The following is a 19,151-nucleotide window of genomic DNA, read 5'->3' as shown; positions in this document are numbered from 1 at the left end:
GCCGGACGCTGCACTGCGCCTTCCGTACCGCTGCTTTTGACCCGTAGCGGACAAAGTCTGATTGAACGTTCTAGAAATTCTGCCATCTCCAGAAGAACACAGCTTCGTCGCGCTCCGCAACATATTGGGGAATAGATAGTACAGGTATTTTCCGATCGAGTTGCTTGACGACCATGCCGTCGACTTCAAAGACCGGTGCGGCTGATGATGCCGGGATCCTGTATTCCAGATCGGCACGTGCATCCTGGCAGGCGCCGAAACCGTTCGTAGCTCCATCCCGATATTCGAGATTAAGAATGAAATCGCTATCGTTGCCGAGTGCGGATTTCCTCATTGGAAAGACTGATGTGAGGCCGCGCCACATTAGTGGATACATCTCAGATGGCCAAGAACTAGGAACGTGCGGTGGGATCTGCACGATCTGTCCGCTGCGCAGTGGCTGTCCGCTGTGGACATCGCCGCTTGACGAGCGCTCACGGCTGTATGTCCAAACAATCTCGCCTAGCGTTGACCGCTCCGTTTCCGTTGGCATCGTCCAGTACCGTGGTCTGTCTTGCGGCCACAGTTCGCGAAGCTTGACGCGCAGTTCTTCGGGCAGTTTGAGCCGAACGTAAGTCCAGCAGCTCGAAATATATTGGCCGAGTTCTGGCGGCGCTTGATTAGGAAAGTCATAGCCCCAAGGGCCAGGCAATACTCCCCTCTGCACATACTGCGTCGCTGATTTCTCTCGCCACGTTTCCCAGTCTTCCCGGGTCGCCTGCTCGATCCGCGCCCCGAAAAATTTTAGCCGGCTGAGCGGATTGTCATACGCATCCTCCGAGAGATAACCCACTCCCGCAGATAGATCGCCGACATCATCGAACCAGACCGCCAGCGGTAGTACATCCGGCGGAACCATTCCGTTTTCGGTGGTTGAGCCGCTGCAAAGGTGCAAGGTCCGGATCATTACAGCGTGGCCATCGCGTGTTGCCATGACCATCGCCCTCGGGTGGATGCTGGAGTCGTCTGACAATCCTGCAGATCGGGATCGCGTTATCCTGAGATTGCAAGCCACGACGTAGTCGAATGTAAGCCGTTCTCCGGTTTCCTTTATCTCGAAGTTTGCCTTCAGCCGGTAGAAGTAGCCGTTGTCCTTGACGTAGGTCTGCGACAACGGCTTTCGCAGGACCGATAGCACCTTAGGCAGCGCCGTAGTCATCCCAGCGGCGAGTATCAGGAGACCAGCAATTACTGTTATGAATTTGCGCAAAAGATGAGGTTCCGATGGGACAAATTTGGGGGCCAGCAAATGCTATCGCACGCGGAGATTGATACCTTCTTATGGCCAGCGGAAGACTCGTTTAGGTTAAGAAACCATGATCGACCCACTGACAGGAAGGTCTGCTGTTGGCCCTTCCCAGACCACACGCAAATGTCCGCTTTCGCGCCGCTACCGAGAGATCAGCGGACATAGCGGATTTATGAGTCTAGGATTGCCCTCGGGTGTCTTCCTTGTTACTCCCACGGACGACAATCTTTAGTTCGTTATCAGGGAGCGGACGCTGCAAGGATTTTGCTTCGTCCCACGGCGCACGCAACCACAGGTCCCACTCCTCGGGCGAAGTCAGGATCACCGGCATCGCTTTCGGATGAATTGGCTCGACGATAGAGTTTGGGCTTGTTGTGAGAAACCCATACACCTGATGCGGCCCCGGCACAGGCTTCGACTTCGTGCCGCGATCGCCGTTGAACGTCGTCCAGATGCCGGCGAATGCAAACAGCGGGCGTGCCTCCGCAAGCGCGAACCACACCACGTCCTTCTTCTTCGTCTCCGGGTTCGGCTCGGGCGCGTACTCGGCAAAGCTGTTGACGGGCACGAGGCACCGGTGCTCCGGCTTGAGCCAGGCACGCCAGTGCGGCGAGGCGGTGTTGCGGATGTTCGTCACCGGCGGGCCGCCGGTTCGCGGGGGCGGCGGCATGCCCCAGCGCATCATGACCAGCTCGCGCTCGCCACCCGCGTCGCGAATGACCGGGGCAGGGTAATCCGGAAACACGCCCGGCATTGGCGGCAGGTTGCCTTCGTAGCGCCGGACGATGCGGAAGAGGTCGGCAATGGCGGCCTGATTTGTCGTGATCGAATAGAGATTGCACATGAAGCAGATTTTGCCTTATCGCTCGCCCGGCCACCAGATCGAGGGCGGGTCACTGGCCGAAATCTTTGTCGGCCTCAGCGCTACAAGCGTACTGCGCTTGTACGCGTAACCTCGCAATTGCGTACAGTCCTTGCAGCGCATGTAGCGTTCGAGTTCATGGATCGGGGTCGTCTTCACACGTCGAATGATGTCCAGCGCGACAGTCTGATTGGTGTCGCAGCCAAGGCAGCGGACCTCAAGGTAGGGATATCCTCCATTGATCGCATCGCCAATCGTCGGCGATGGTTGCGCTGGACCTTTGTAGCCGAGCATGCGGTAATTCCACGCCTCGCAGGCCAGCTTATCGGCCTCTTTGCGCGCGTCCCTCGCCCGCTCGGCCGACATCTTGATCTGAGTGCCGAAGAGGTATTGGCGCGACTTCGTGGACATCCGATCATCAAGGCCATGAGCCAACTGCGTTGGCAAATTATCGATTCCTAGTAGGCGGGCAGGGCGGCCAGCCACTGCCCATCGTGGCTGTGGAAAAGAAGATCGTCAGATGCTCACCAACTGTCGACCTGTCCCTTTGCAATCAGCGCAAGCGCAATCTGGTCCGACAATCTCTGGTGCGAACTTTCCCCAGTTGCCGTCGCCCCCGCATTCGAGGCAGCGGATTTCGCCGGCCCCGCATCCGAGATCCCAGACGTCCGTTGCGACATTGGTGTCGCAATTACTGGCGCAGAAAACCCGCATCCCCGCGACTAGGGCGGCGTGCCTCTCAGTCATCTCCAAGGTCCTCATCCAAAGGATCGGGTCGATAGCCAGGCGGCATGGCTGGCGGGTTGGACGCGTCCGCTCGATTGCAGACGAGGCAAGGCATTCCTGCCCCGCACTCGCAGGCGCGCGGCCCGAACGCGGGCCTGTCCGGATGATTCTCGCAAACCCAGCGCTGATCGTCGCATTGCGCGCAATGCTGCATCAAAGGTCCTCCCGCAATCCCTTGAAGAATGGATGCCGCACCTTACCCTCGGCGGACTTGGCGCGGTACTCGACCTCGGCCAACAGCTTCGGTTCGACCCAGATGCCCTTGTGCGCGATACGCTTTGCGTAAGGCTGCGTTCTGCGGCGCAGCGGCTCCAGGCGCTTCTGCAATTCGGCGGCTGACGTCTTGTCGAACCCGTGGTCAACCTTGCCCGCGTAGACGAGGTCATCGCCCTTGCGGCGGCCGAGATAGATGCCGTCCCATTTGCCTTCGTCGAGCGCGAAGCCCGCGATGGTCAGGGTCTCGCGCTGCCGGCAGGTCGTCTTGACCCAATTGTTGCCGCGGCTGCTGTTGTAAGCACTGTCACGAACCTTGGAGACCACGCCTTCAAGCCCGACCTTGCAGGCATGGGCGAACATCTCGCGCCCGTCCAGCTCGAAGCTTTCGCTGAATTGTACGTCGGTGCCTGAAATGATCTTCTTCAGCTCGGCCTTGCGCTGAACCAATGGCAGGCTGCGGATGTCGCGACCGTTCAGGTACAGCAGGTCGAACGCGACCAACACGATCTTGGTCGACCTGCCCTTGAGCTCGTTTTGCAGGACCGAGAAATCGGTCGTGCCGTCGGCGGCGGGGACGACGACTTCGCCGTCGATGACAGCCGAGCCCGCCTTGATGTGCCAAGCGTCATCGGCGACTTTCTTGAAACGCTTGGTCCAATCGTGGCCGCGCCGGGTGTAGATGGTGACCGCCTCGTTGGCCAAGTGAAGCTGGACGCGATAACCGTCGAACTTGATTTCGTGAATCCACCGCTCCCCGGACGGCACCCTCTCGACGGAGGAAGCCAAGGCCGGTTCGATAAAGCGCGGCAACGGCGCCTTGACGCCGATCGCCGGGGACTTCCGCTGACGCTGAGACGCCACCTAACAACTCCACGCAACAAACTCTTTGATTCGAATCTTTCTGCGCCGATTCGTTCCGGGCGCGTCGCCGCTGCGGAGAGGTTTTAGGAACCAACTGAATCCTCTGTCGTTTTCGCAGTGCATGGAGGTGCACTATGGCTAAAGCAAAGAAGCAGACCGCTCGCGGTCGCAAGCAGGACCGCGCGCGCGTCGCGGGCGGACAGAAGTATGAAGTCAGCTACGAGGCAAAGAAGACGGGCCGCTCGGCATCCGCCGTGAAGAAGGCGGTTAAGAAGGTCGGCGGCAGCCGGAAGAAAGTAGAGCGGAAGCTGAAGGGGCGCTGAGCTTCGCCTTTAGGCTGAAGGTTTGCAGGCGGACGCTGACCGAGCGGAGTGTCAGCGTTTGGCCTTGAGGTGCCAATATCCGACCAGTGCTCGCCACTCGAAGATAATCACGGTGCCTCCGATCAACACCGTCCCGACGAGGGCCATGATCAAGATCATTCCCAGCATCGAATCACCTCGCCTTGTTGCGAGATTCCTAAGTACCAGATTCCTAGCTTATCTTTCTATGAACGATTGAAGCCTCAGGCCGGTCCTATGCCTCGCTACCATTTCGATTTGATCGATAGCACAACCGTTGCTGATCAGGGCGGACAATTGCTCGAAGACGAGTCGATGGCCATTGAAGTCGCGGACCGCCTTGCGCAGGAGTTATCAGTAGTGCGGCCCGAGCTGAGAGGCAAAGGCTACAAGGTGCTAGTCACCGATGCGGATGGCGAGCGTGTCCACGAAGCTCCTTTAGACAGGTTCAGATTGGTCTGATTGCGCCAACAAGAATCTCCGCAACTCAGGAACTGTAGCATTTGCAGCGGAATTGAGTTGCTGCCGGCTCGCCGCCGAGTTGGCGGAGCGGCCCCGGCCATACCCCCCATCCCCTGCGACGCCGGGGCCGTCTCTCCGCCAACGCGCAGTTTCGGAGTAAGCGTATGCGTTCATCGCCCTCGATCGTCCCAACCAATCGCCTCGACCGCGACATCTATTTGGTGCTCGAAGATTTTGGCGCACGTGCCGGCTGCTCCTGGCGCGAGACCGATGAACAGGACACCGACCGCGAGACCATCATTCGCGATCTGCTTTCCGGCCAGTACGCCTATCCGGTGCGGATCGTGATTTTCAATGCGATCGAGGGCCACGCGCGCGACGCGACCAGCGAGATTGCAGACGAGCTGGCAGAGGCTCTCGCCCGAAACGCCGAGATCACTCCGGCTTTGCAGGCGTTCGTCGAAGCAAACGCGACGCGGTCATTTGGACTTCAGCTAGCCCTTCCTCTACTCGGCGCGGCTTAAATACTGGGACTGACGGCGTAAGATGCGAAGCTGCGTTAGTTGCCCCGCGGGCATGGTCAAGTACTGGAGGCGAGCTTTTCGGCTTGGCCAGCAAATCAGAAATTTCCAACGCTCTTTCCGATTGATGAACGCGCCTCATGAGAAGCTCGCGTTGGGTGCCAGGCGGCAGCTCCTCAGCCGCTGCCCTGAACTTCGCGGCCTCCTCGATAAGACGTTCTCTAAAGGACTTAACTTGCTTTACGCGACGACGAACTGCGCACATTCGTCCTCTCTGCATTGCACAATTTTCTATGACCAAGCTTGACGAGAACTCAGGTCAAAATCATTTGTTCCACAATTGAAACGTCGTGCAGGCTCCCGGGATGCGGCGGGAGACAATGGATAAGAAATCTCTGAGTTGTGTCGCAGCGCCGGCGATGCGGTACCTTCCCAAGCTTTTGACTCCGATGCTAAATTGAACGACCGGCGAAACAATCCACATGTTTCGTTGCGAACGCTGCGGTGCGCAGTCGTGGCAGTTCTGACAAGGAGGGACGCAAATGAGGAGTCGATGTGGCTTCGGTGCTCCTAATTGAAGACGAAACGCTCATCCGCATGATGATTGCGGACATGCTAGCCGAGCTTGGCCATTCTTTAGTTGGGGAGGCCGGCGATCTGGCAGGCGGTTTGCAGCTCGCGGGTGCACCAGACATCCACGCCGCCATCCTGGACGTGCAGCTTGGCGCCGATAGCTCCGGACCGATTGCAGAAGCTCTGCAAAGCAGAGGCGTTCCATTCGCATTCGCTACCGGGTATGGATCGAAGGGTTTGCCTGAGAATTTCAAAAACAGTCTTGTTCTACGAAAGCCATTTCCGCTTGAAGAGCTTGAGCGCTGTTTGAAATTGCTCTTGGGCTGACACCGATTCGTCATTCTTGTGATTGACACGTCGGGCAAAACACCGACAGAATAGCATCATCGAGACGAGTTTTGTTTTGAGCCCGCGCCGGAAATTCCGCCGCGGGTTTTTTGCGTCTCGATCCCAAAACGACATAAGTGTTTTGAAAGGAATTTTCCAGATGACTGACCCAGTGAATATCAACCTTTTGTCCCAGAACGCGCTCGCGAGGGCCGCCGCTCGGCGAGCGGTAAAGCAACGCACGCTGACCGAAATCAAGTCCTTGGCACGGACGCATACCGCCCTTGCCATGCGAACTCTCGTGCAGGTCATGCGTGACAAGGAAGCGCCGGCCCATGCCCGCGTCGCCGCGGCGAGCCTCATTTTCGATCGCGGCTGGGGCAAGGCGCTGCAGCCGGTGTCCGGCGAAGACGGGAAGCCCGTCGAGTTTGTTCACCGCATCGAGCGGGTTATCGTTCGTCCCCGCGACAACGTGATCATGGAAGCGCAGATCGAGGAGACCGGGCAGCGCGTGCCGATCAGCGTTCTCGGGAGCCTTGGCGGGATATGCGATTCCGAAGCGGCCTATGAAGAGAGTTGGCTGAATTCACAGGAGCAGGCATGAGCGACATCCTTCAGAAGCTGCTTCAACCGCGTGTTGCGCCGAACCCAGAACCGGAATGGCCGAAATGGATCATGGAGGCGCTTGCGTACAAGCCGGAGAGACCCCCGGCGGTGCTGGACCCGCCGCTTAAAGCGGTCTCACCGGAAAGCGATGAGCGACGCAACATCCGGATACTACGTCGGGTATCCAACACTTGAACTGGGAAAGCCCGCGGGGATGCCGCGGGCTTCCGTATTAATGAGGCGTTTGGACGCTCGCCGAGGGTGCGTTCGCGGGAACAGCTATCGCCGCCGCGCGACCGCGACGCCAAAGAGAAATGCGACGAACAGGCTGGCGAGCGGCGCCTCGCGCGTGACCGCTGCGACCGTCGCAAGCGCTCCGCCCGGCTTGCGCGATTCCTCGATCGTAGAGGTGAGGCGATCGACGGTCGCATGCAGGCCTCCCGCGACTTCACCGATCGTGCGGGAGACGTCCGCCGCCGTATCGATGGCGCGCTCGGCCATGCCGGGTTGGGACGTGGACTGCGGTATCTCCGTGCTCACCTGCGCGACCTCCAAACCTTGATGGCGGAGGCCGGCACCTTTGGCTATCCGCGCGAGCGCTTGTTTTGAACAGCGGGTCTGGCGACCTTTGGCTATCCGCGACAGGCGCCGTCATGTAACGGCGGGTGCCGGCCTTGGATGAGCAATGCAGCGCGGGGGCTTTTGTTCCTCCCCGAAGCGAAGCGCCCCCGTGAAACGACGGGTGCGAATCTCTGTTAGGCTCGCTTCATCTTGTGACTTGAGGAGGCCGCCGTGACCGATCGGACCATGACGGATCGAGCCAGGCGCATCGCTTTGCTGGGCGCCCCCATCGACATGGGGGCATCGCAGCGTGGCACCTTGATGGGCCCCGCGGCGCTGCGAACCGCAGGCCTTGCGACACTGCTCGAAAGCCTGGATTTCGAGGTCGTCGACTACGGCGATGTTTCTGCAGGCGAGATCCGGGACCTCGCCGACAGGCCTCCGGAAAGAGCCAATCACTACCGCGAGATCCAGCGCTGGACACGCGCCCTCAGTCGCAAGGGCCATGAGATCGCGAAGACGGGCGCGCTTCCGATCTTTCTCGGCGGCGATCACACGCTGTCCATGGGATCGGTCAACGCCATGGCGCGTCATTGGCAGGAACGTGGAAGGGAGCTGTTCGTGCTCTGGCTCGATGCCCATGCCGATTACAACACGCCGGAGACGACTGTTACCGCGAACATGCACGGCATGTCGGCCGCGTTCCTGTGCGGCGAACCCGGCCTCGACGGCCTGCTCGGCGACGATCCGCGCGCCTCGATCCAGCCGGACAGGCTCGATCTGTTCGGCGCACGTTCGATCGACAAGCTCGAAAAGGAGCTGATGCGCGCGCGCCGGATCAGGGTGGTCGACATGCGCCAGATCGACGAGTTCGGCGTCGCCGTGTTGATCCGGCGCGTCATCGAACGGGTCAAGGCCAGCAACGGCGTGCTGCACGTCAGCTTCGACGTCGACTTCCTCGATCCGTGCGTGGCGCCGGGTGTCGGCACCACGGTACCGGGTGGCGCGACCTATCGCGAGGCCCACCTGATCATGGAGCTGCTGCACGATTCCGGCGTAGTCGGGTCGGTCGACATCGTCGAGCTCAATCCCTTCCTGGATGAGCGCGGCCGGACGGCGCGCACGGCCGTCGAGCTGATCGGCAGTCTGTTCGGCCAGCAGATCGTCGACCGAACGACGCCGAGCAACGCGATCGCGCCGGGCGAGTGAAGCGGTGGGTGGCAGCGTTAGAAGAACGCAAGGCCGTCGGACTGAATGAGTACGGCGTTTAGTTCCCTCGGCACTGGCTGTCAGACCGGGAGACTGGACTCGCAACTTTGAACCGCCCTACAATATGTCGGGAAAAAGTGGCAAGGCCGTTCCGGCGGATGTTGGAATTCCGAGCTTACATCATCGATGAAGAGGGCCACGTGACTGGCCGTATCGACCTGGTTTGCGAAGACGAGGAGACTGCTCGTCATCGTGCCCAGCAACTTGTTGATGGTCACAGCGTGGAGCTGTGGCACCGCGACCGTAAGATTGATCGGTTTGATCCTCCTCCACGCCAATGACAGGGCACGACGCATCTTCTTCCAGCGGAACTTTTGTTCACTTGTGAACTTAGCACTCGCTGCAATGATGCAGCCGGAGTGGAGAAAGTGCAGAACGCTTCATTGCTTACTCTGGTGGTCGAGGACGATCTCCTGATCCAGGACCTGGTTGCCGGTGCCCTTGAGGAAGGTGGATTTGAGGCCGAGGTTGTCGCCTCAGGTGAGGAAGCAATCACGCTCCTCAAAGAGGACCCTGCAAAATACCGAGCGCTGCTGACCGACATCCATTTGAAGGGCAAGCTGACGGGCTGGGACGTCGCAAAGATCTCCCGAGAGCTCAATCCGGAGATGCCCGTGGTCTACATGACAGGCGCCGCAGCCAACGAGTGGCCCTCTCACGGCGTGCCGAACAGCATTCTCCTGAACAAGCCATTTGCGCCGGCGCAGGTTGTTACGGCCATATCGAACCTGCTCAACCAGGTGCCTCCGCCCCAAGAGTAATGCGCCGAGGTGAGGTGTTTCTGGCGGACCAGCCCACGATCGAACCCAACGATCCCATTCCGTCAGCTTGAAGGTGCAGTGTGCGCTGCACAGCAACTTCTGATTTGCAGCATCAGCTTGGCCCTTTCACCAACCGTCAAGGTCCTGCGCTTAGCTTCTGGTTTGCTCCTGCGGTCTACAGGTCGTTTATGAGTGAAGCACAAGAACAGGACGGGAAGCGCGTTACCTTCGAGCGCCCCATAGAGGCGCGCCTCATGGCCATCGACGGCACGTGGCAACGTCCCTGCAAGATCCACGACGTATCCGAAACCAGCGCGAAGCTCGTGATCGACGGCTCGATTACGGACATCGGTCAAAAAGAATTCTTCCTGGTGCTGTCAGCAACCGGGCTCGCCTATCGACACTGCGAACTCTCCTGGGTTAACGGCGAGTTTGTCGGCGTCCAATTCATCAATAGAGGGCGGGCAGCAAAGCGCGCACGACGCGGCGAAACCTTGGTGGCTTGAGATAAGTGTTCCCACCCCTCTGTGTGCCTTAGATGGAGCAGTGAGTTCTCGCGCCCAAAATCGGAGTGGAACCTTCCTGCAATTGCCAAGTTTTCCCGGTGCCCTTCCCCAAGGGCGACCCCGAATGGCCCCAGCTCCGATGCCCCCACATTCCAGCGAGCTGGGGCCTCTTTTTCCCGAGACCGGGCGGCGACGCGGCCGGACCTTGCCGACGCGTCATCGTTCCGGAGCGCAGGCGCGATATAGGCGGACACCATGAAATGGATGCTTGTGGTCCTGGTGGGCGGCGTCGCGCCGGTCAATACCGATCTCGTCTTCGACAAGTTCGCCGATTGCCTGTCGGCCGAAGCGCAGATGCGACAGCATTACTCTGATGCGTTCGATGCCTGGGACCGTTTAGCCGCGGCGAGAATAGACCGGCGTAGCGACTATAAGAAGGCCCGCGACCTCGAGGCGAAGAGATTGCTGAGCAACGTCGGCACCTGTGTGCCGCACGGCGGGGGCGATTCCGTTGCGCCGGCGGAGCCGCCCAAGCCGCCCGCCGCGCCGTCGCAGCAACCTGCCGCGCCATCGCAGCCGGCACCGCGACCTTAGCGAAACGCCGCGCTTCATCGAACAAGGCCGCGCTCATGGAGCGCGGCTGCATCCGGGATGCGAAGCGCTGACCTGTGGTGATGTCAATCCGTTCGACTAAAGACAACCGGGAAAAACTGGAAACTTCCGGGACGCCTTGAGTTGGCAGCGATGGATCAGTTGCCCTGGAGAGCAAGCACCGTGGACGACGCCGTCTTGAAGAACGCTACCGAGACCGCCTGGACGGTGTACCGGGCACGGCATCCCGATGTCGATTTGTTCGACAACCGACGATGCCTGCTGGAACGCCATTTGCTCAGGAGAAAGGAAGAGTGCGAGAGCGATGCCGAAGAACTCGCCAGCCTTGGCATAGCCTACCTCAACCGGCTTCCGGGCGAGGAATGTTGACGAGCATGAAACTGCTCGTCGCGCGCCTGGCCGGTGGAAGCACAAGGCCGATCTGGACGCTGCTCGCGATCTCCTGCCTCATCGCGGCGGTGATCGTGAGCGCCTTGCGCGTCATCTTCGAGAATTAGTGGACGCAGCACAGATTGCCGGTCCGATTGCGCCCCACGCTAGGGCAAGGGACGACAGTCCACGACCTTGATCCTGCCGGAGGTGTCAAACGCCAAGGCTGTGCTCATCACACCCGCGCTGGTGGCGTAGGAGATCACGGTTCTCTCGTCCGAAGGATTGAGGTCGTCCAGCGTGCCCGCCGGATATTTTCGGAGATGATCGGTCCAATAGGCGCGAAGGGCTGCGCGGCCGGTAACCGTCTGGACGCCGCTGCAGCCGCAATGCACCACGGCATCGTCGGCATGAAGGTCCAGGATCGCATCGACATCGCCGGCGCGATAGGCGTCTAGCCAGTCCACCGCAACGGCCATGGGGTCAAAGGAGTAAGGGGTCACTGCTGCCATCCAAAATTTGTCTTGGGAACTAAATCGATTGAACTTATTTTATTATCCGACCCGGCCACGGCCATATGCCGAAGGACATAGAGGACCGGGCCGAGGCGAAGTCGATGTTGGACGCGTCCGCAAGGCAAGGGATCTCTAAGCCGATCCGGCTTGTGCTCGTCGATAGGCAACCGATCGTTCTGCAGGGACTGAAGTCGGTCCTCGGGACACAGAGGGATTTCGATGTCGTCGCGTCGATCGGCGACGGGGCAAGCTGCCTCGAAGCCATCAGGAACTTGTCGCCCGACGTGGCCCTGATCGCCGATACCCTGCCGGACCTGACAGCAGCCGACATCCTCGCGATCGCGAAAGCCGAGAAGTTTTCTACCCGCCTGGTGTTCTTTACCGAATCCGACAATCAAGATCTGACCGCAGCGATCGCCGCCGGCGCCTGCAGCGCAATTTCGAAATATGCCGCTCCCGGCGCCATGCTGCGGTCGCTGCGGCTGATGGCCAGGAGCGGATTGTCGCTCGAGCAGGCTGATCTCGCGCCCACCGGCACGGAGGCTGATGGCCCCGGCAGAATCGAGAAGATGCTGGAGCTATTGACGCCCCGGGAACGTCAGATCGTCCGGCTGGTCTCGGAAGGGATGTCGAACAAGGAGATCGCGCGCCGGCTCGACGTGTCCCAGGGAACGGTCAAAGTCCATCTGCACAACATCTTCCAGAAGCTCGAGATCACCAACCGAACGGTGCTTGCGACCATCTCTTGGTTGCAACGCACCTCCGGCTTCGCCGCGCTCGCTCTGGCCTTTCTGGCGTTCGCCATTTTGGACGAGCTCAAGGCCTCCGAAGCGAACGACGATTTTGCGCATGACGAGGGCCACGGTCAGAGCGACGAACACGCCGGCCATGAGGTCTGGAAAAAAGCCATCCTTGCGCATCTCGTCATCTCGAAATCCGGGGATGCGCCTGCTCTCACCGAGAGGGACTTGCTGGCCAAGGCAAGCCAGGCCGCGACGCCGACGGTGGCAGTGGAAGCGCTGCGCGCCGTTGAACAACTCTTGGGCTCGAAGGTGTGGAAAGAGGGCGGTTCTGTCGGATCGGGCACGCCAGGCCTTGCTGCGCTTTTGCCACGGGGAGCGAACAGCACGCCAGCCGGAAGTGATCCCGACGCAGAAGATCATCTTCCGCGGTCTGCCTTCCATCCGGCGTCGATGCCCGCAGGCTATGGCACCTTCGCGGCTCTCGCCGCGGCATTGATCTACGAACTGAGCGATTCTCAGCACGGAGCGCAGGCGCGTGAGCTGGATCCGGCTTCGATCGACAGCTTGCTGGCCGGCATCGGCGAGACTGCGACGACCAAGCTCGCCGCGATAACGCATGGCGGCGCCAATCACGCAGCGAACTTGCACGCAGCGAACTCGGCATCGGATATCCTTCCGCATGATTTGGGCCGGGCTGCCGGCTTTGCGACCGGAGACGTCCCGCAACAAGACGTTCGCGGGCAGGTTGGCCCGAACGCCGCGAGCGACAGCGGCCCGAAAATTGACGGCGCGCTGGATCCTGGTCCCGTTTCCGGTCCCCGCGGAGATGACCTCGACCAATTGACGGGTGGCAATGTCGAGAACGTCGTTCATCGCAGCGCGATCGATTCCAAATCCGGCTCTTCCGATCCCGTCCTGGATTCCGCGTCAGGGCCGAACAGGATCAATCTTGCGGCCTTCGGGGCGCTCGCTTGTCTGCATCTGACGGCCGCGGTCAAATCGATCCCGCCACATACCCTTGCGTGGATCTACGATCCCGCAACCAATCAAACGATCGTCTATGTGAATCCGACCGATCGGGTGCTCGATGTCGGGGATCGCGGCCTGCTGGAAGTCCATCTGCAGGGAATTGTATCCGTCGCGCATGCGGATGCCGTTCACAACTCGGATGGCGCAGCTGTCGCGGTGACCCTGGAGCAGCTCGAACACGCGCTGATATCGGTGGCCGCAATCGATGAGACTGATGTGAGTGCGAGCAGCGGCCGCGCGAGCGAGAGTTCGCCGGGGACCGCCGGCGTTTGGAGCGCTTCGGCCGATGATGGCTTGAGCTTCCAGTTCGCAAACATTCGGACTGGCTCCGGGACGTCGGCAAAGTCGGGCACCTTCGCGCGCGATTCGGCGGATACGACGGAGGAGGGTGCCGGTGCGTCCGGTATGTCGGCCTACGGGTCATCAGCCCCGCCCGATCATGGCGCGACATCTCCGGCAACCGAGAATCTTGGCTCAAAGAGCGGTCCGGCCAGTCCGAACAATGGCGCTTCATGGATCGCGCAGAACGAGATTGGCCCGCCTGGCCTCTCGACGGCTGATGGCGTCAGCCATGGCAATTCCGAGCACGCTTCAAACCAAGGACAGGGAGCGGGCGAGGCCGAGACGGAGTCCAAACCCGGTAACGACGCTGACCACAACAGTGAGCACCATTCCCAGGCTCCGGACAGTCCGCCAGGGCAAGCGAAAAAGGCAGACCCCGGCGGCGCCGACCACGGCAATTCGGGCCACTCGGCCAAAGCAGCGGAAGCAGGCGAGAGTGGCCTAAATGCCGGCAACACCGAGCATGGTCACGCGCCGCACGAGGGGAAGCCCGGGCCTGCCAAGGCCGCGAACACGGAAATGGCCGAGGCCAAGCCGAAGCCGGACCACGGCGTCGGCCACGACAAGGCGCATCCTTCCCAGGCTGCGGAGAGTCCGCCCGAAGCAGCGAAAAAGCCAGACGCCGGCGGCGCCGACCACGGCAATTCGGGCCACTCGGCCAAAGCAGTGGAAGCAGGCGAGAGCCAGCCAAAGGCCGGCGACACCGAGCATGGTCACGCGCAGCACGATGGGAAGCCCGGGCCTGCCAAGGCGGCGGAGGCCGAGATGGCCGAAGCCAAGCCCAAGCCGGACCACGGCGTCGGCCATGACAAGGAGCATCCTTCCGGGGCTTCGCACAGTTCGCCGGCAGCGGTAGAGCCGGGCGCCGCCGACCACGGCAATTCGGGCCATTCAACTTCGAATGACAGCGCCGCAAGTCACGGCAACGCGGGCCACGACACGTCGCAGCACGCTGCCCATTCCGGGGCAAATGCATCAGAAGCGGGTCCGCCGGCAAAAGCGGCGTCCGGGTTCGGCGGCGCTGATCACGTGTTTCGCTTCGATAGCGGGGCAGCTCCTTCCGCGCTCGCCCCGGCCGTCGAATTCAAAGACCCTAGCGCTGCGCAAGCGATGCCCGGCGAGACAGACGCGCCCCAGATGCTCGCCGAAATCGTCCCCGTCGCGCTGGACGAGCACGCGGCCGATCACGGCGCGAATGGTCCGCATCACGGCATTGGACAAACGGCCCACGACTGGCTGATTTGAAACGGGGCGCTCTCATTGCCCGGGCAGGAGCGCGATGCGGACCGCATTCACGCAATCCGGTTGGAACCTGCCTGATGGAAGCTGGAACCCGGAGGGGCGCCTTTGAATTAACCTGCGAGAGAACAACAGCGGATCTTGTGATGAAAAGCCGTCGTTTCGCCTACTCCATGTCCCACGCCCTCCGCCATCCCGGTGTGATCGCGCTGATCGTGGCAGGCGTGACGATTGCGGCCATGCTGATTGTCGACCACGGTCCCTGGAATCGCGCCAAGACCCAGCCGGCCCATGTTGCGATGTATGCGACCACGGGCGAAGCAGCGCGGGCGGCGGGCGCCAAGGTGCTCCCGACCACTCCGAAATCGCCCATCGAGCCGGCGCGGCCGGGGCCCAAGACCTCCCCGGTCGTCAATCCCGTGACGCCGTAATCCCGTCGGCGCGTCTCCTCAGCTCCTGTCAGCTCTTGCGACCGTAATTCAAAAGCCCGCCGCTGGTCTTCGGCGGGTGAGCGCGCAAGGCCTCCTCGTTCGGTTCGGTGCCCCAGCCGTGCCTATCAGGCACCACGAGATAGCCGTTCTCGATCTCCGGCTCATGGGTGAAGAGCTCGCGGTCCCAGGCGAGACGATCGATGTCGATCTCCATGATGCGCAGGTTCGGCACGGCGGCGCAGAAATGCGCGTTCGTCATCGAGCAGAGATGGCCGTAGAAATTGTGCGGGGCGACGTTGACCTCGAAGGCTTCCGCGGCGCCCGCGATCTTCATCGATTGCCAGACGCCGTTCCAGGGCGTGTCGATGATCGCGACGTCCATGGCCTGGGCGTGGAAATAGGGCAGGAATTCGCGCAAGGACAGCAGCGTCTCGCAGGATGAGATCGGATGCGGGCTCTGCCTGCGGATATAGCCGAGGGCTTCGGGATTGAAGCTGTCGATCTCGACCCAGAACATGTCGATATCGGCAATGGTGCGCAGGATCTTCAGGTAGCCTTCGGTCTTGGCGTTGAAATTGCAATCCAAGAGGATCTCGACGTCGGGGCCCGCGCCGTCGCGGATCGCTTCCAGATGCATATGCAGGTCGCGCAGGATCTTGCGGTCGACGTTGATCTCGGGCGTGAAGGGTGAGCCGAAGCCGGGACGCCAGCCGGCCGATCAGCACGTCGCGCAAGGGGAGCGCTAGCGCGGCGGGCGAAGACGTTTCTCGTCCTTGGGGGACAGCGATGCTTTCGATCGATCAGTTCTTGCGGCTCATGAGCGTGCCGGCCGTGTTCGCGGCCCTCATCATCGCCTCGCAGATCTCGGCGGCGCTGTCGCCGGTCTAGCTCACTCCATCACCGACGAGCCGAGCAAGGCGAGGACGGCCAGCGCCATCAGCGCGGTGCCGAGCCAACCCAGCCAGATCAGCCACGACCGGGCGCGGAAGCGGCCCATAATCGAGCGGCTCGAGACGATCAGCATCATCATCGCCATGATGGGGACGGCGACGATGCCGTTGAGCACCGCGCTCCACACCAGCATGTGGATGGAGTCTATTCCTGTGAAGCCGAGGCCGAAGCCGATGATGGTTGCCGCGGCGATGATGGTGTAGAAGCCGGCCGCCTCGTCCGGCTTGGCCTCCAGCGTGGCGCGCCAGCCGAAGATCTCCGCGACGCCATAAGCCGCCGAGCCCGCCAGCACCGGGATCGCGAGCAGTCCCGTGCCGATGATGCCGGTCGCGAACAGCGCGAAGGTGAAGTCCCCGGCGAGCGGCCGCAGCGCTTCGGCCGCCTCGGTTGCCGAACTGATCTTGGTGACGCCGTTGGCATGCAGCACGGAGGCCGTGGTCAGGATGATGAAGAAAGCGATGCCGTTGGACAGCAGCATGCCGGACAAGGTGTCGGTCTTGATGCGGTCGAGCTCGTGCGTGCCGCCGCGCTTGAGCTCGCGGAGCGGCTTGTCGCGCTTGCCCTGGTTCATCTCCTCGACCTCCTGCGAGGCCTGCCAGAAGAACAGATACGGGCTGATCGTGGTGCCGAGCACGGCCACCACCATCATCAGATAATCGGCACTGACATTGGCCTTGGGCCACACCGCGGCGAGCAGCGCCGTGCTCCACGGGATCTTCACGGTGAAGGCGGTCGCGACGTAGGCGAACAGCGCCAAGGTGAGGAACTTCAGCACCGGCGAATAGCGGCGATAGGGCAGGAAGACCTGCAGAATGGTGGAGCCCGCCGCGAAGATCAGCGCGTGCTCGTGGTTGAGCCCGCCGATGACGAGCGAGAGCGCTTCGGCCATCGCGGCGATGTCGGCGGCGATGTTGAAGGTGTTGGCGGCAACCAGCATGGCGACGAGGCCCAGCACCGCCCAGCGCGGCGCGACCTTCATGACGTTGGCGGCGAGACCCTTGCCGGTGACGCGGCCGATCTGCGCGCTGACGAGCTGGATCGCGATCATGAACGGCGTGGTGAGAAACACGGTCCACAGCAGCCCGTAGCCGAATTGCGCGCCGGCCTGCGAATAGGTGGCGATGCCCGACGGATCGTCGTCGGCGGCTCCCGTGACCAGGCCCGGTCCCAGCCGTTGCAGCAGCGTCGGCGCGGATTTCGTCGGGGTGAGGGCGTCGTCGCTCATGGAAGGGGAGACCTCGATCGGGGGCACCTTCAGCAAATGCAAGGGACGGAACGATGGTTCCAAGCGCGCCCGTAGGGTGGGACTTCTGATAAAGCTAACCGCTCATCCAAGACGTGGTGACGTCGCGCTCAGGGCTTGGAAGGCGCGCGCAACGCCGCAAGCGCGCGAAGGTTCCGCGCTCCAATCGAAATAAAGCGGCGGCCGATTGCGTTGCCGCCTGTGCGGTTTCCCGTTACCTTGCCTTATGTCCCTCCTGAACTTTCAGCTCCCGGCACCGACACCGACGCTGTTCGCTTCGTTCCTGACACTGGACCAGGCGATTCTCGATGCGCTCCCGATCGGCGTCTATGCCTGCGACGTCGAGGGACGGATCGTTCGCGTCAATCACCGCGCCGTCCAGCTTTGGGGCCGGGCGCCCAAGCTCGGCGACGTCGCGCAGAAGTTTTGCGGTTCATTCCGCGTCGAGACCCTGGACGGCGATTTCGTCCCGCCCGAGGAGACGCCGATGGCGCAGGCCGTGCGGACCGGCCAAAGCTTCGAAGGCGTCGAGGCGGTCGTTCTCAATCCCGATGGCAGGCGGTGGGTGGCGCGCGTCAACGTCGCGCCTCTGCGCGACGAGGACGGCGAGATCGTCGGCGGCATCAATTGTTTCCTGGACGTCACCCACGAGCACGACATGCGGCTTGCGCTCGAGCGGCAGCAGCGCACTTTCGACCTCGCCATGATCGCCTCCAGAATGGGAACGTGGCGCTACACGCTGGCGGACAACATCTGCATCTATGATGCCAATGCCCAGGCGCTCTACGGGCTGACCGAGGCGCGGTTTCTGCACGACAAGGACGGCGTCGAGGCCAAATTCCATCCTGACGACATGGAGCTGATGTGGGCGCGCGTCGCCAAGGCGCTCGATCCCGCGGGCGACGGCCGCTACGACGTCGAGTACCGGGTGAAGCAGTGCGACGGCAGCTGGCGCTGGCTGAGCGCCTGGGGCCTGGTCGAGTTCGAAGGCGAGGGCGCCGCGCGCAAGCCGGTTGCGATCGCCGGCGCGAGCCGCGATCTCAATGAGCTGAAGCAGGCCGAAGAGCTGCAGCGGCTGCTCACCAACGAGCTCAATCACCGCGTCAAGAACACGCTGGCCACGGTGCAGTCGATCGTCAATCAGACGCTGCGCAGTGCGGGCGACGTCGAGGCGGCGCGCAGCATCGTCAATGCGCGTTTGCTCGCGCTGTCGGGCGCCCATGATCTGCTGACCGCGCGCGCCTGGTCGGGCGCCGATCTCACCGATCTCGTGGCCCGCGCCGTCGCGCCGTTCCCGTCGGGTCAGATCGTCCGCGATGGTCCCTCGCTGGTGGTTTTGCCGGCCCAGGCCCTGGCGCTCTCGCTGGCGTTGCACGAGCTCGCGACCAACGCCGCGAAATACGGCGCGCTGTCCCGTCCCGAAGGCCGGGTCGATATCAGCTGGGACGCGCGGGACGGCCAGGTCGATCTGAGCTGGCGTGAGAGCGGCGGCCCGCCCGTGGGTCCGCCGAGCCGCCGGGGATTCGGCAGCCGCCTCATCGCGCTGGCGAGCCGGGATCTCGCCGGACGCTTCCGCCTGGAGTTCGAGCCCGCCGGCGTTCGCTGCCTGATCTCGGCTGCCCTCGCGACGAGCGGCGAGGGATCCGGTCCGCCGCAATGGGAGGCCGGCGACCCCGTGTGAAAAATCCGAATCCATATTCGGATTGGTCGAAAACCGGTTGACCGTCGGGCGACACA

General features: G+C 62.0%; 22 protein-coding genes and 1 pseudogene. 15 read left to right on the top strand and 8 right to left on the bottom strand.

All coding sequences use genetic code 11. The annotated features are described in order from the left end of the window. Window positions 1–70 precede the first annotated feature (70 nt). From XH83_RS25865 to ligD, 4 genes are all read right to left on the bottom strand, one after another. A complete protein-coding gene (locus XH83_RS25865; RefSeq protein ID WP_194403517.1) occupies window positions 71–1,153 on the bottom strand; it encodes a hypothetical protein in 1,083 nt (360 codons plus the stop codon). 313 nt (window positions 1,154–1,466) lie between these two features. Next, on the bottom strand, window positions 1,467–2,132 hold the full coding sequence (locus tag XH83_RS25860; RefSeq protein WP_194403516.1) for an SOS response-associated peptidase: 666 nt from the start codon (window positions 2,130–2,132) through the stop codon (window positions 1,467–1,469). 15 nt (window positions 2,133–2,147) lie between these two features. Continuing rightward, window positions 2,148–2,561 (bottom strand): hypothetical protein, encoded by a 414-nt coding sequence (locus tag XH83_RS25855; RefSeq protein ID WP_194403515.1) that lies wholly within the window; start codon window positions 2,559–2,561, stop codon window positions 2,148–2,150. A 528-nt stretch (window positions 2,562–3,089) separates the two neighbouring features. Then, on the bottom strand, window positions 3,090–4,013 hold the full coding sequence (ligD, locus tag XH83_RS25850) for a non-homologous end-joining DNA ligase (RefSeq protein ID WP_194403514.1): 924 nt from the start codon (window positions 4,011–4,013) through the stop codon (window positions 3,090–3,092). A 134-nt stretch (window positions 4,014–4,147) separates the two neighbouring features. On the opposite strand from ligD, the gene XH83_RS25845 reads away from it, so the two are divergent. The 6 genes from XH83_RS25845 (at window position 4,148) to XH83_RS25820 (ending at window position 7,038) form a co-directional block, all read left to right on the top strand. Continuing rightward, on the top strand, window positions 4,148–4,336 hold the full coding sequence (locus tag XH83_RS25845) for a DUF3606 domain-containing protein (protein WP_194403513.1): 189 nt from the start codon (window positions 4,148–4,150) through the stop codon (window positions 4,334–4,336). A gap of 255 nt (window positions 4,337–4,591) precedes the next feature. After that, window positions 4,592–4,816, top strand: a complete 225-nt coding sequence (locus XH83_RS25840; protein WP_194403512.1) for a hypothetical protein — start codon at window positions 4,592–4,594, stop codon at window positions 4,814–4,816. Between the two features lie 164 nt (window positions 4,817–4,980). Beyond that, complete coding sequence (locus XH83_RS25835; protein WP_194403511.1) at window positions 4,981–5,340, top strand: hypothetical protein; 360 nt, start codon at window positions 4,981–4,983, stop codon at window positions 5,338–5,340. Between the two features lie 552 nt (window positions 5,341–5,892). Beyond that, window positions 5,893–6,237 (top strand): response regulator, encoded by a 345-nt coding sequence (locus XH83_RS25830; protein WP_194403510.1) that lies wholly within the window; start codon window positions 5,893–5,895, stop codon window positions 6,235–6,237. Window positions 6,238–6,397: 160 nt separating this feature from the next. Then, complete coding sequence (locus XH83_RS25825; protein ID WP_371746146.1) at window positions 6,398–6,841, top strand: hypothetical protein; 444 nt, start codon at window positions 6,398–6,400, stop codon at window positions 6,839–6,841. Then, window positions 6,838–7,038, top strand: a complete 201-nt coding sequence (locus XH83_RS25820; RefSeq protein ID WP_194403509.1) for a hypothetical protein — start codon at window positions 6,838–6,840, stop codon at window positions 7,036–7,038. The genes XH83_RS25825 and XH83_RS25820 overlap by 4 nt, the downstream gene beginning before the upstream one ends. Before the next feature lie 84 nt (window positions 7,039–7,122). Here the strand turns inward: XH83_RS25820 and XH83_RS25815 are convergent, their stop codons facing one another. Continuing rightward, the gene (locus XH83_RS25815) at window positions 7,123–7,383 is read right to left on the bottom strand and encodes a hypothetical protein (RefSeq protein ID WP_194403508.1); all 261 of its coding nucleotides are present in this window, start codon (window positions 7,381–7,383) and stop codon (window positions 7,123–7,125) included. A gap of 252 nt (window positions 7,384–7,635) precedes the next feature. On the opposite strand from XH83_RS25815, the gene rocF reads away from it, so the two are divergent. The 6 genes from rocF to XH83_RS40250 all read left to right on the top strand — a co-directional run bounded on the left by rocF (window position 7,636) and on the right by XH83_RS40250 (window position 11,049). Continuing rightward, the gene (gene rocF / locus XH83_RS25810) at window positions 7,636–8,613 is read left to right on the top strand and encodes an arginase (RefSeq protein WP_194403507.1); all 978 of its coding nucleotides are present in this window, start codon (window positions 7,636–7,638) and stop codon (window positions 8,611–8,613) included. A 428-nt stretch (window positions 8,614–9,041) separates the two neighbouring features. Then, window positions 9,042–9,434: a response regulator gene (locus tag XH83_RS25805; RefSeq protein ID WP_194403506.1), complete on the top strand. Its 393-nt coding sequence runs from the start codon at window positions 9,042–9,044 to the stop codon at window positions 9,432–9,434. A 188-nt stretch (window positions 9,435–9,622) separates the two neighbouring features. Then, window positions 9,623–9,940 carry a PilZ domain-containing protein gene (locus XH83_RS25800; RefSeq protein WP_194403505.1) on the top strand — a complete coding sequence of 106 codons (318 nt, stop codon included), beginning with the start codon at window positions 9,623–9,625 and terminating at the stop codon, window positions 9,938–9,940. A 255-nt stretch (window positions 9,941–10,195) separates the two neighbouring features. Next, a complete protein-coding gene (locus tag XH83_RS25795; RefSeq protein WP_194403504.1) occupies window positions 10,196–10,534 on the top strand; it encodes a hypothetical protein in 339 nt (112 codons plus the stop codon). Window positions 10,535–10,714: 180 nt separating this feature from the next. Next, window positions 10,715–10,921, top strand: coding sequence for a hypothetical protein (locus tag XH83_RS25790; protein ID WP_246776326.1), 207 nt, complete (start codon window positions 10,715–10,717; stop codon window positions 10,919–10,921). A 5-nt stretch (window positions 10,922–10,926) separates the two neighbouring features. After that, window positions 10,927–11,049, top strand: coding sequence for a hypothetical protein (locus XH83_RS40250; protein WP_256438853.1), 123 nt, complete (start codon window positions 10,927–10,929; stop codon window positions 11,047–11,049). 39 nt (window positions 11,050–11,088) lie between these two features. Here the strand turns inward: XH83_RS40250 and XH83_RS25785 are convergent, their stop codons facing one another. Further along, window positions 11,089–11,433, bottom strand: a complete 345-nt coding sequence (locus XH83_RS25785; RefSeq protein ID WP_246776325.1) for a nuclear transport factor 2 family protein — start codon at window positions 11,431–11,433, stop codon at window positions 11,089–11,091. A gap of 65 nt (window positions 11,434–11,498) precedes the next feature. On the opposite strand from XH83_RS25785, the gene XH83_RS25780 reads away from it, so the two are divergent. Together XH83_RS25780 and XH83_RS25775 are read left to right on the top strand one after the other, a co-directional pair. Next, window positions 11,499–14,795 carry a LuxR C-terminal-related transcriptional regulator gene (locus tag XH83_RS25780; protein ID WP_246776324.1) on the top strand — a complete coding sequence of 1,099 codons (3,297 nt, stop codon included), beginning with the start codon at window positions 11,499–11,501 and terminating at the stop codon, window positions 14,793–14,795. Between the two features lie 140 nt (window positions 14,796–14,935). Then, entirely contained in the window at window positions 14,936–15,220 is a 285-nt protein-coding gene (locus tag XH83_RS25775) for a hypothetical protein (RefSeq protein ID WP_194403502.1), read from the top strand. Window positions 15,221–15,248: 28 nt separating this feature from the next. Here the strand turns inward: XH83_RS25775 and XH83_RS25770 are convergent. Both XH83_RS25770 and XH83_RS25765 read right to left on the bottom strand, forming a co-directional pair. Beyond that, window positions 15,249–15,932, bottom strand: a pseudogene (locus XH83_RS25770) (enolase C-terminal domain-like protein); the annotation flags it as partial. A 177-nt stretch (window positions 15,933–16,109) separates the two neighbouring features. After that, entirely contained in the window at window positions 16,110–17,396 is a 1,287-nt protein-coding gene (locus tag XH83_RS25765; RefSeq protein WP_194403501.1) for an NRAMP family divalent metal transporter, read from the bottom strand. 244 nt (window positions 17,397–17,640) lie between these two features. On the opposite strand from XH83_RS25765, the gene XH83_RS25760 reads away from it, so the two are divergent. Then, window positions 17,641–19,095 carry an HWE histidine kinase domain-containing protein gene (locus XH83_RS25760; RefSeq protein WP_194403500.1) on the top strand — a complete coding sequence of 485 codons (1,455 nt, stop codon included), beginning with the start codon at window positions 17,641–17,643 and terminating at the stop codon, window positions 19,093–19,095. Window positions 19,096–19,151: the final 56 nt, after the last annotated feature.

This window comes from Bradyrhizobium sp. CCBAU 53351 (assembly GCF_015291745.1).
GTDB lineage: Bacteria > Pseudomonadota > Alphaproteobacteria > Rhizobiales > Xanthobacteraceae > Bradyrhizobium.
The sequence above is the reverse complement of the archived record's forward strand: the minus strand, read 5'-3'. Positions and strand labels throughout refer to the sequence as shown.

Coding starts and splice junctions, on each gene's coding strand:
- XH83_RS25845 (WP_194403513.1), top strand. CDS start 4,148: ATGGCTAAAGCAAAGAAGCAGACCGCTCGCGGTCGCAAGCAGGACCGC.
- XH83_RS25780 (WP_246776324.1), top strand. CDS start 11,499: ATGCCGAAGGACATAGAGGACCGGGCCGAGGCGAAGTCGATGTTGGAC.
- XH83_RS25795 (WP_194403504.1), top strand. CDS start 10,196: ATGAAATGGATGCTTGTGGTCCTGGTGGGCGGCGTCGCGCCGGTCAAT.
- XH83_RS25800 (WP_194403505.1), top strand. CDS start 9,623: ATGAGTGAAGCACAAGAACAGGACGGGAAGCGCGTTACCTTCGAGCGC.
- XH83_RS25860 (WP_194403516.1), bottom strand. CDS start 2,132: ATGTGCAATCTCTATTCGATCACGACAAATCAGGCCGCCATTGCCGAC.
- XH83_RS25825 (WP_371746146.1), top strand. CDS start 6,398: ATGACTGACCCAGTGAATATCAACCTTTTGTCCCAGAACGCGCTCGCG.
- XH83_RS25855 (WP_194403515.1), bottom strand. CDS start 2,561: ATGTCCACGAAGTCGCGCCAATACCTCTTCGGCACTCAGATCAAGATG.
- XH83_RS25765 (WP_194403501.1), bottom strand. CDS start 17,396: ATGAGCGACGACGCCCTCACCCCGACGAAATCCGCGCCGACGCTGCTG.
- XH83_RS40250 (WP_256438853.1), top strand. CDS start 10,927: ATGAAACTGCTCGTCGCGCGCCTGGCCGGTGGAAGCACAAGGCCGATC.
- XH83_RS25775 (WP_194403502.1), top strand. CDS start 14,936: ATGAAAAGCCGTCGTTTCGCCTACTCCATGTCCCACGCCCTCCGCCAT.
- XH83_RS25785 (WP_246776325.1), bottom strand. CDS start 11,433: ATGGCAGCAGTGACCCCTTACTCCTTTGACCCCATGGCCGTTGCGGTG.
- XH83_RS25835 (WP_194403511.1), top strand. CDS start 4,981: ATGCGTTCATCGCCCTCGATCGTCCCAACCAATCGCCTCGACCGCGAC.
- XH83_RS25820 (WP_194403509.1), top strand. CDS start 6,838: ATGAGCGACATCCTTCAGAAGCTGCTTCAACCGCGTGTTGCGCCGAAC.
- XH83_RS25760 (WP_194403500.1), top strand. CDS start 17,641: ATGTCCCTCCTGAACTTTCAGCTCCCGGCACCGACACCGACGCTGTTC.
- XH83_RS25840 (WP_194403512.1), top strand. CDS start 4,592: ATGCCTCGCTACCATTTCGATTTGATCGATAGCACAACCGTTGCTGAT.